Source organism: Oscillochloris sp. ZM17-4, assembly GCF_019599295.1.
In the GTDB taxonomy this organism is placed as follows: Bacteria; Chloroflexota; Chloroflexia; order Chloroflexales; family Chloroflexaceae; genus Oscillochloris.
Genome location: NZ_JAIEWN010000014.1, coordinates 93,849 through 102,145 on the forward strand (window position 1 = coordinate 93,849; position 8,297 = coordinate 102,145).

6 protein-coding genes and 1 pseudogene are annotated in these 8,297 nt (G+C 68.6%); 5 read left to right on the forward strand and 2 right to left on the reverse strand.

What is annotated here, in order from left to right; translation table 11 throughout:
- Nucleotide 1: 1 nt before the first annotated feature.
- The gene (locus K2Z83_RS12640; RefSeq protein WP_220595542.1) at nucleotides 2-1,189 is read right to left on the reverse strand and encodes a M20 family metallopeptidase; all 1,188 of its coding nucleotides are present in this window, start codon (nucleotides 1,187-1,189) and stop codon (nucleotides 2-4) included.
- 118 nt (nucleotides 1,190-1,307) lie between these two features.
- Here K2Z83_RS12640 and K2Z83_RS12645 point away from each other — a divergent pair, with 118 nt between their 5' ends.
- The 5 genes from K2Z83_RS12645 to K2Z83_RS12665 all read left to right on the forward strand — a co-directional run bounded on the left by K2Z83_RS12645 (nucleotide 1,308) and on the right by K2Z83_RS12665 (nucleotide 7,893).
- The gene (locus K2Z83_RS12645) at nucleotides 1,308-2,210 is read left to right on the forward strand and encodes an alpha/beta fold hydrolase (RefSeq protein ID WP_220595543.1); all 903 of its coding nucleotides are present in this window, start codon (nucleotides 1,308-1,310) and stop codon (nucleotides 2,208-2,210) included.
- A gap of 120 nt (nucleotides 2,211-2,330) precedes the next feature.
- The gene (locus K2Z83_RS12650) at nucleotides 2,331-4,367 is read left to right on the forward strand and encodes a S9 family peptidase (RefSeq protein WP_220595544.1); all 2,037 of its coding nucleotides are present in this window, start codon (nucleotides 2,331-2,333) and stop codon (nucleotides 4,365-4,367) included.
- Between the two features lie 300 nt (nucleotides 4,368-4,667).
- On the forward strand, nucleotides 4,668-6,389 hold the full coding sequence (locus tag K2Z83_RS12655; RefSeq protein WP_370650162.1) for a fatty acid CoA ligase family protein: 1,722 nt from the start codon (nucleotides 4,668-4,670) through the stop codon (nucleotides 6,387-6,389).
- Between the two features lie 145 nt (nucleotides 6,390-6,534).
- Nucleotides 6,535-6,867 carry a four helix bundle protein gene (locus K2Z83_RS12660; RefSeq protein WP_220595546.1) on the forward strand — a complete coding sequence of 111 codons (333 nt, stop codon included), beginning with the start codon at nucleotides 6,535-6,537 and terminating at the stop codon, nucleotides 6,865-6,867.
- Between the two features lie 39 nt (nucleotides 6,868-6,906).
- On the forward strand, nucleotides 6,907-7,893 hold the full coding sequence (locus K2Z83_RS12665; protein ID WP_220595547.1) for an NAD-dependent epimerase/dehydratase family protein: 987 nt from the start codon (nucleotides 6,907-6,909) through the stop codon (nucleotides 7,891-7,893).
- A 73-nt stretch (nucleotides 7,894-7,966) separates the two neighbouring features.
- Here K2Z83_RS12665 and K2Z83_RS12670 read toward each other — a convergent pair.
- A pseudogene (locus K2Z83_RS12670) lies at nucleotides 7,967-8,297 on the reverse strand (transposase); the annotation flags it as partial.

Here is an 8,297-nt window from a genome sequence, read left to right on the forward strand (position 1 = left end):
GCTAGCGCACCTCGCCCTTCAGGAAGCGCAGCGCCGTCTCGGCCAGGATGGCCGAGCCGATCGGCAGGCAGCCCTCGTCGATATCGAAGAAGGGCGTGTGGTGGCCGCGGTTCACCCCGTCCATCAGGCCGGCGCCGAGCCCGATCATCGCGCCGGGGGCGGCCTGACACATGTAGGCGAAGTCCTCGCCGGCCATGCCCTTCTTGTCCGGGTCGTTGGCGCCGGCGCCGAGCAGATCCTCGGCCACGCGGCCCAGCCAGCCGGCCACCCGCTCGTCGTTCCAGCCTGCCGGGTAGCCGCGGTCGATCTCCAGGCGGTAGTCGCCGCCGAAGGCGCGGGCCACGGCGAAGGCCTTCTCCAGCTCGTCGGCGATCTGGGCGCGCACATCCTCGCCGAAGGTGCGGATGGTGCCCTCCAGGTAGACCTCGGCGGGGATGATGTTGGGCGCGCTGCCGCCGCGCACGATGCCGACGCTGATCACGCCCGGCTCCATGGGGTGCAGACGGCGGGCGCGGATGCCGTGTAGCGCCGTGAGCACCGGGATGAGCATGAAGGTCGGGTCCGTGCCCATGTGCGGGTAGGCCCCGTGGCCGCCGGTGGCGGTGATGAAGCCCCTGAAGGTGTCCACCGCCGCCGAGCGGTAGCCGCCGCCGACCGAGACGGTGCCCACCGGGCTGCCCGAGTCGACGTGCAGGGCGATCACGGCGTCCACATCCTTCATCGCGCCGTCGTCGATCATGCGTGGGGCGCCGCTCTTGCCCTCGGCGTCCCAGGCTTCCTCGGAGGGCTGGAAGAGGAGGCGCACCCGGCCGCGCAGGCCCTCGGCGGCGAAGCGCTCGCGCAGCAGGTGGGCCGCGCCGAGCAGCATGGCGGTGTGGGCGTCGTGGCCGCAGGCGTGCATCTTCCCCGGATTGGTCGAGATATAGTCGGCCGCGTTCGCCTCGATGATGGGCAGGGCGTCCATATCGGCGCGGATGGCGATCGTCGGCCCGCCCTCGTCGCCGATCTCGCCCACTACGCCGGTTTTGCCGACGCCGGTGCGCACCCGGATGCCGCCGATCTCCTGGAGCGTGTCGGCCACCAGGGCGGCGGTGCGGGTCTCCTGAAAGCTCAGCTCGGGGTGGGCGTGGATGTCGCGTCGCAGACGGATCATCTCGTCGTGCAGCGCGCGTGCGCGATCTAGCATCATGGGGCTCCTGTGACAAGGCTGCTTCCGGTATTGCCATCATACCACGGGAGCCGGGTCGTGCGCTCTGGCCCTCCCCCTGTGCTATACTGCCCGCGCAACCGTGACTGTGAGGAGCCCTATGACCTCGATCACCCAGGATACCTCGGCCACGCTGGATCTCGCCCCCATCCGCCACCTCTACCCCTTCCACACCGCTCGCCTGGAGGTGCCCGGCGGCGCGATCAGCTATGTGGACGAGGGTGCCGGCCCGCCGGTGGTGATGGTCCACGGCAATCCCACATGGTCGCTCTACTACCGCCACCTGATCGCCGCCCTGCGCGACAGCCACCGGGTGATCGTCCCCGACCACATGGGCTGCGGCCTCTCCGATAAGCCCCAGGCCTACCCCTACCGCCTGGCGAACCATATCGAGAACCTGACCCGCCTGATCGACCACCTCGACCTCGGCCCGGTCGACCTGGTCGTCCACGACTGGGGCGGGGCGATCGGCATGGGCTGGGCCACCCGCCACCCCGAGCTGGTGCGCCGCATCGTCGTGCTCAATACCGCCGCCTTCCTCTCGCCGCGTCTGCCCCTGCGTATCGCCGTCTGCCGGGTGCCGGTCTTCGGCGACCTGGCCCTGCGTGGGGCGAATGCCTTTGCCGGCGCGGCCACCTTTATGGCCGTCGAGCGGCCCATGCCCGCCGACCTGCGCCGGGCCTACCTGCTGCCCTACAACAGCTGGGCCAACCGCATCGCCCAGCTCCGCTTTGTGCAGGACATCCCGCTGCGCCCCGCGCACCCGACATGGGCGGTGGTGGATGGGATCGACCGCGACCTGGTCGCCCTGCGCGGCAAGCCCATGCAGATCTTCTGGGGCGGCAAGGACTGGTGCTTCGACGATCACTTCCTGGCCGGCTGGCTCCAGCGCTTCCCCGAGGCGGCGGCCTACCGCTTCGATGACGCCGGCCACTATGTGCTTGAGGACGCCCACGCCGAGATCGCGCCCCGGGTCGCGCAGTTTTTTGGGGCATGGGTGTAGGGCCGAAGCATTGCGCTGGTTTGCGCTATGCGCAAACCAGCGCAATGCTTCGGCCCTCCATGGCCACCCGAAATGCTTCGGCCCTACGTGGCCACTCGTACTATACGGAGATCTCCACATATGCCCACCGCCCCCATCGCCACCCCCCGCCCCGAGGAGATTCGCCTGCACGGCGATGTGATCGTTGATGAGTACGCGTGGCTGGAGCGCCGCGATGACCCGGCGGTGATCGCGCACCTGGAGGCCGAGAACGCCTACGCCCGCGCCGCCCTGGAGCCGCTTGCGCCCCTGGTCGACGCGCTCTACGCTGAGATGCGCGGGCGCATCCCGGAGGACGACAGCGCGGTGCCGGTGCGCCGCGGCCCCTTCCTCTACTACACCCGGCTGGTGGCCGGCGGCCAGTACCCGCTGCACTGCCGCCGCCCCGCCCCTGATGGCCCCGAGGAGCTGCTGCTCGACGGCAACGCCCTCGGCGCCGGCGCGCCCTTCTTCCGGGTCGGCCCGTTTACGCCTAGCCCCGACCACGCCCTGCTGGCCTATGGCGTCGATGGGACTGGCGCGGGCACCTTTACGCTTTCCATAAAAGACACGCGCGGCGGCGAGCTGCTGCCCGACCAGATCGACGGAGTCTCCGGCAGCGTCGAGTGGGCCGCCGACGGCCGCTCGCTGCTCTATGTCACCTACGACGAGGCCCACCGGCCCTTCAAGCTCTTCCGCCACCGCCTCGGCCAGGCCCAGGCCCAGGACGAGCTGCTGCACCACGAGCAGGATGAGAGCTTCTTCGTATATCTGCGGGCCACCCGCAGCCGGGAGTACCTCGTCCTCGTGCTGCACAGCTGGCGCGGCAACGAGATCCGCTACGCCCGCGCCGACGACCCGGCCACGGCCTTTGCCCCGCTCGCCCCGCGCGTGCCCCAGGTCGAGCACTTCCTGGAGCACCAGGGCGATCACTTCCTCATCCTGAGCAACCAGGGCGCCGAAAACTTCCGCCTGCTCGCCGCGCCCACCGCCGACCCGCGCCCCGAGACCTGGCGGGAGCTGCTGGCCCATCGGCCCGACACCCTGCTCGATGGCATCGACGCCTTCGCCGGCCACCTGGTGCTCTACGAGCGGCGCGGCGGCCTCCAGCACATCCGTATCTGCGACCCCGACGGCGGCAATGTGCGCTATGTGGCCTTCCCCGAGCCGGTCTACACCTTCACGCCCGGCCCGAACGAGGAGTACGCCAGCGCCACCCTGCGCTTCACCTACAGCTCGCTGATCACGCCGAACACCGTGGTCGACTACGACATGGCGACCGGCGCGTGGTCGCAGCGCAAGCAGGACGTGATCCCCAGCGGCTACGTGCCCGACCTGTACGTCTCCGAGCGCCTGGAGGCCAGCGCCCCCGACGGTGCCCGCGTGCCGATCTCGCTCGTCTACCGGCGCGGCCTGGTCCGCGACGGCAGCGCCCCGGCGCTGCTGATCGGCTACGGGGCCTACGGCTACAGCTACGACCCGGCCTTCGACCAGAAGCGGCTCAGCCTGCTCGACCGGGGCTTCGTCTTCGCGATCGCCCACATCCGCGGTGGCCAGGAGCTGGGGCGCCCCTGGTACGAGCAGGGCCGCATGCTCCACAAGAAGAACACGTTTGGCGACTTCATCGCCGCCGCCGAGCAGCTGGTGGCGGAGGGCTACACCAGCCCGCCCCGCCTGGCGATCAGCGGCACCAGCGCCGGCGGCCTGCTGGTGAGCGCCTGCGCCAACGCCCGCCCCGAGCTCTTCGGCGCGGTGCTGGCCCGTGTCCCCTGGACGAATGTGATCGCCAGCCTGATCCGGCCCGACCTGCCGCTGACCGTGATCGAGTGGGATCAGTGGGGCAACCCGGCGATCGAGGAGCAGTACCGCTACCTGCGCTCCTATGACCCCTACGAGCACCTGGAGGCGAAGGCCTACCCGCCGATCATGGCCACCGCCTCGCTCAACGATACCGCCGTTCCCTACTGGGACCCGGCCAAGTGGGTGGCCCGCCTGCGCGCCCGCAAGCAGGGCGATAGCGCGCTGATCATGCGCACCAACATGGCCGCCGGCCACGCCGGCTCCTCGGGGCGCTACAGCTCCCTGCGCGATATCGCCGAGGAGTACGCCTTCCTGATCCACGCCCTCGGCGTGGATTAGGAAGGGTCTTAGGGAGGACGGAGCCCTCCCTGGCCCGCCCGCCGGGGCTTCGCCCCATGTGCATCAAGGTTAGGGCTGCTGCCCTAAAAACCGATGTTGTTTTGGCCAACATGGCCAGCGAAGCTGGCCATGTTGGCCAAAACAACAAGGAATTTCGGGGTGGTTGGGGCTTACCTTGATGCACATGGGGCGAAGCCCCAGACCTACGTTTTTTGCTGCGTGGTGGCGACTTTGCCGCCACCACGCAGCAAAAATATATTGCGGGGGCGGCGCAGCCGCCCCAACCCACCGGAGGCACTGGTGCGAACTGATCTGACTGAGCCCGCGCTGGACAGCGCCAACATCGCCAGGTATCTGCCGCAGATGGCCGCCGAGCGGCCCGACCAGGTTGCCGTGGTGGCCGGCGCCGGTCGCGGACGAGCCGGCGCGGCGCGCTACCAGCGCCTCAGCTTCGCCGAGCTCGACCAGGTGAGCGACCGCTACGCCTGGGGGCTGGCCGGCGTCGGCATCGGCCGGGGCGTGCGGGTGCTGCTGCTCGTGCCCGCCGGCCTGCCGCTGATCAGCCTGACCTTTGCCCTCTTCAAGGTGGGCGCGGTGCCGGTGCTGATCGACCCGGCCATGGGCCGGCGCAACTTGGCCCAGTGCATCGAGGAGTGCCAGCCCGAGGCGATGGTCGGCGTGGCCCGCGGCCACCTGGCCCGCCTGACCTTTCGGCAGGCCTTCCGCACGGTCCGCCGCAGCGTCATGGTCGGCTCGCGCTACCTGCCCCTCGGCGATGTGAACCTGGCCGATCTGAGCGCGCCCATCCGCTCGCCCTTCCCGATTGAGCGGGTCGCCGCCGATGAGCTGGCCGCCATCCTCTTCACCACCGGCAGCACCGGCGTGCCCAAGGGCGTGCTCTACGAGTACGGCATGTTCGAGGCCCAGATCCGCCTGCTGCGCCAGATCTACCACATCGAGCCCGGCGAGGTCGAGATGCCGGCCTTCCCGCTCTTCGCCCTCTTCAACGTCGCCCTCGGGGCCACATCGGCCATCCCGCCGATCGACCCGACCCGCCCGGCCTCCTGCGACCCCGCCGAGGTCATCGGCTTCATGCAGGACCTGCGGGTCACCTCGACCTTCGGCTCGCCCGCGATCTGGGAGAAGGTGACGGCCTACTGCGTTGCGCATGGCGTGACCCTGCCCCACCTGCGGCGGGTGCTTATGGCCGGCGCGCCCGTCCCCCCGCACCTGCACGAGCGCTTTCGGTGCATCCTGTCGCCCTCGGCAGACACCCACACGCCCTACGGGGCCACCGAGGCCCTGCCGATCGCCTCGGGAAGCGGGCGCGAGGTGCTGGCCGCCCTCGCCGAGCGCGCCGACCCCACCGCCGGCACCTGCGTCGGCCGCCCGGCCCCCGAGGCCACCCTGAAGATCATCGGTATCTCCGACGCGCCCATCCCGACATGGGACGACGCGCTCGCCCTGCCGCCCTTCCAGGTCGGCGAGATCTGCGTGAAGGGGCCGTCCGTGACGAAGGCCTACGTCAACCGCCCGCAGTCCACGGCCCTGGCCAAGATCCACGACGGCGCGATGCTCTGGCACCGCATGGGCGACCTGGGCTACCTCGACGATCAGGGCCGGCTCTGGTTCTACGGCCGCAAGTCGCACCGTGTGGAGACGGCCGCCGGCCCGCTCTACACCGAGCCGGTCGAGCTGGTCTTCAACCAGCACCCGGCAGTGTTTCGCTCGGCTTTGGTGGGGGTGAGGGGTGAGGGGACAGGGGACAGAGGACAGGGGACAGGCAGCAGGTGGCAGGAGCCCGTCGTGATCGTGGAGCTACGGAGGCATGTGGCTGCGAAGAATCAGGCCGAGCGCGATACGCTCTTCGCCGAGCTGCGCGCGCTGGGGGCGGCCCACCCGATGACGGCGGGGCTCGACCGCTTCATGATCCACCCGGCCTTCCCGGTGGACATCCGCCACAACGCGAAGATCTTTCGGGAGAAGCTGGCGATCTGGGCGGAGTCTTCAGGTGGCAGGTAGCAGGTAGCAGGTGGCAGGGGAAAGTGAGATCTGCATCGTAACTATCAGACTGGCGTCCACGGTGTAACTCCTGAGTACACCTACCGGAGGTGGAGAGAAAGGAGCAGCCGAATGCTGGGCTACCGTGGGCTAAAGGTCTATACAGGTGAGTTATGCGCTGGCGATGGAGCTATTTACGATCACGCGAGCCTTTCCTCGTGAGGAACGTTATGCGTTAACCGATCAGATTCGCCGCTCTTCACGTAGCGTTGTTGCAAACATCGTGGAGGGCTATCGGAAGAAAAGCTATCCTCGCTCGTACTTGAGTAAGCTCATCGATGCAGATGGAGAGCTTGCAGAGACTCAGGTCTGGATCGATTTTGCATTGGATTGTGGCTACCTCACTGCTGATCGGCATCAGACGCTGCTTCAGCGATATGAGGAGGTTGGGCGGATGCTTAGCGGGCTTATGGCGTCTATCGAAACTGGTGATTCCTGAGCCGTGAGCCTGCCGACTGCCTCCCGCCTCCTGCCTTCTATGATAACTCTTGTCACTGGCGGCAACGGCTTCGTCGGCCGCTATATCGTTGAGATGCTCCTGGCCCGCGGCGACCGGGTGCGCGTGGTCGGGCGCGGCAGCTACCCCGAGCTTGATGCCCTCGGCGCCCAGTGCGTCCAGGTCGACCTCTCCTCCCCCGAGTCCGCCGTCGGTCTGGGTAAGGCCATGGCCGGGGTCGAGGTGGTCTTCCACGTGGCGGCCAAGGCCGGCATCTGGGGCGACTTCGAGGACTTCTATCGCAACAATGTGACGGCGACCCAGCGCGTGCTGCGGGCCGCCGTGCGGGCCGGCGTGCCCAAGTTCGTCTATACCTCCTCGCCCTCTGTCGCCATCGGCGAGGACGACCTGGAGGGCGTTGATGAGTCCACGCCCTACCCCGAGCATTTCATGGCCCCCTACCCGCAGACAAAGGCTCTCGCCGAGCGCTTCGTCCTGGCCCGCCAGGACATCGCGACGACGGCGATCCGCCCGCACCTGATCTGGGGCCCGCGCGACCCGCACATCTTCCCGCGCCTGATCGCCCGCGCCCGCAAGGGCCGCCTGATGCGGATCGGCGATGGGACGAATAGAGTTGACGTAACATACGTGGAGAATGTGGCCGAGGCCCACATCCAGGCGGCGGGCGCCCTGGGCGAGCGCTCGCCCGTGCGCGGGCGGGCCTACTTCATCGGCCAGGAGCAGCCGGTACACCTGTGGGACTTCATCGACCGGGTGGCGGCGGGCGCGGGCTGCCCGCCCATCCGCCGGCAGATCTCGGCGCGCGCCGCCATGCGCCTGGCCGGCCTGATGGAGCTGGCCTACGGGCGGCTGGGCCTCAGGCAGGAGCCGCCCCTCACCCGCCTGATGGTCCATCAGCTGACCCGCTCGCATTGGTTCGACCACAGCGCCGCCCAGCGCGACTTCGGCTACGGCCCGCGCATCTCCACCGACGAAGGCCTGCGGCGGACGCTGGGAGATAGGAGATAGGGGTTGGGGGTTGGGGCTAGGCGTTGAGTGCTGGGGTATGGCGTTGGGGCCAGAATCCTTACCCCTATACGCATCAAGCTAAGCACCATAGCTCTGGGTTCATCAACAATTGGTAGGTATTAGGATGCTCCTTCCGGGTATTCATGCGACAGCAGGCCCGCAATCCATCGCGGATGACGTTCAGCGCATCCTCCAGGGCACGCTGCGACCACAAACTGCTCGCCAGGTGGAAGGCATGTTTCTGGATAAGCTGCGCGGCCTTCACCAGACTGCGATCCGGGTACTCCCACAGCTCGGTGAGCATGACCCAGTGGCTGATCAATACTGCTAAGAGTTTGGCGTAGACCTCGCAGCGCACCCGCCAGGGTTGGGCACCCCGCGACTCGTCCACATGCCCGTGACTC

Excerpts from the sequence above, each read along its gene's own strand:
- K2Z83_RS12640 (WP_220595542.1), bottom strand. The coding sequence starts at position 1,189 with ATGATGCTAGATCGCGCACGCGCGCTGCACGACGAGATGATCCGTCTG.
- K2Z83_RS12650 (WP_220595544.1), top strand. The coding sequence starts at position 2,331 with ATGCCCACCGCCCCCATCGCCACCCCCCGCCCCGAGGAGATTCGCCTG.
- K2Z83_RS12665 (WP_220595547.1), top strand. The coding sequence starts at position 6,907 with ATGATAACTCTTGTCACTGGCGGCAACGGCTTCGTCGGCCGCTATATC.
- K2Z83_RS12645 (WP_220595543.1), top strand. The coding sequence starts at position 1,308 with ATGACCTCGATCACCCAGGATACCTCGGCCACGCTGGATCTCGCCCCC.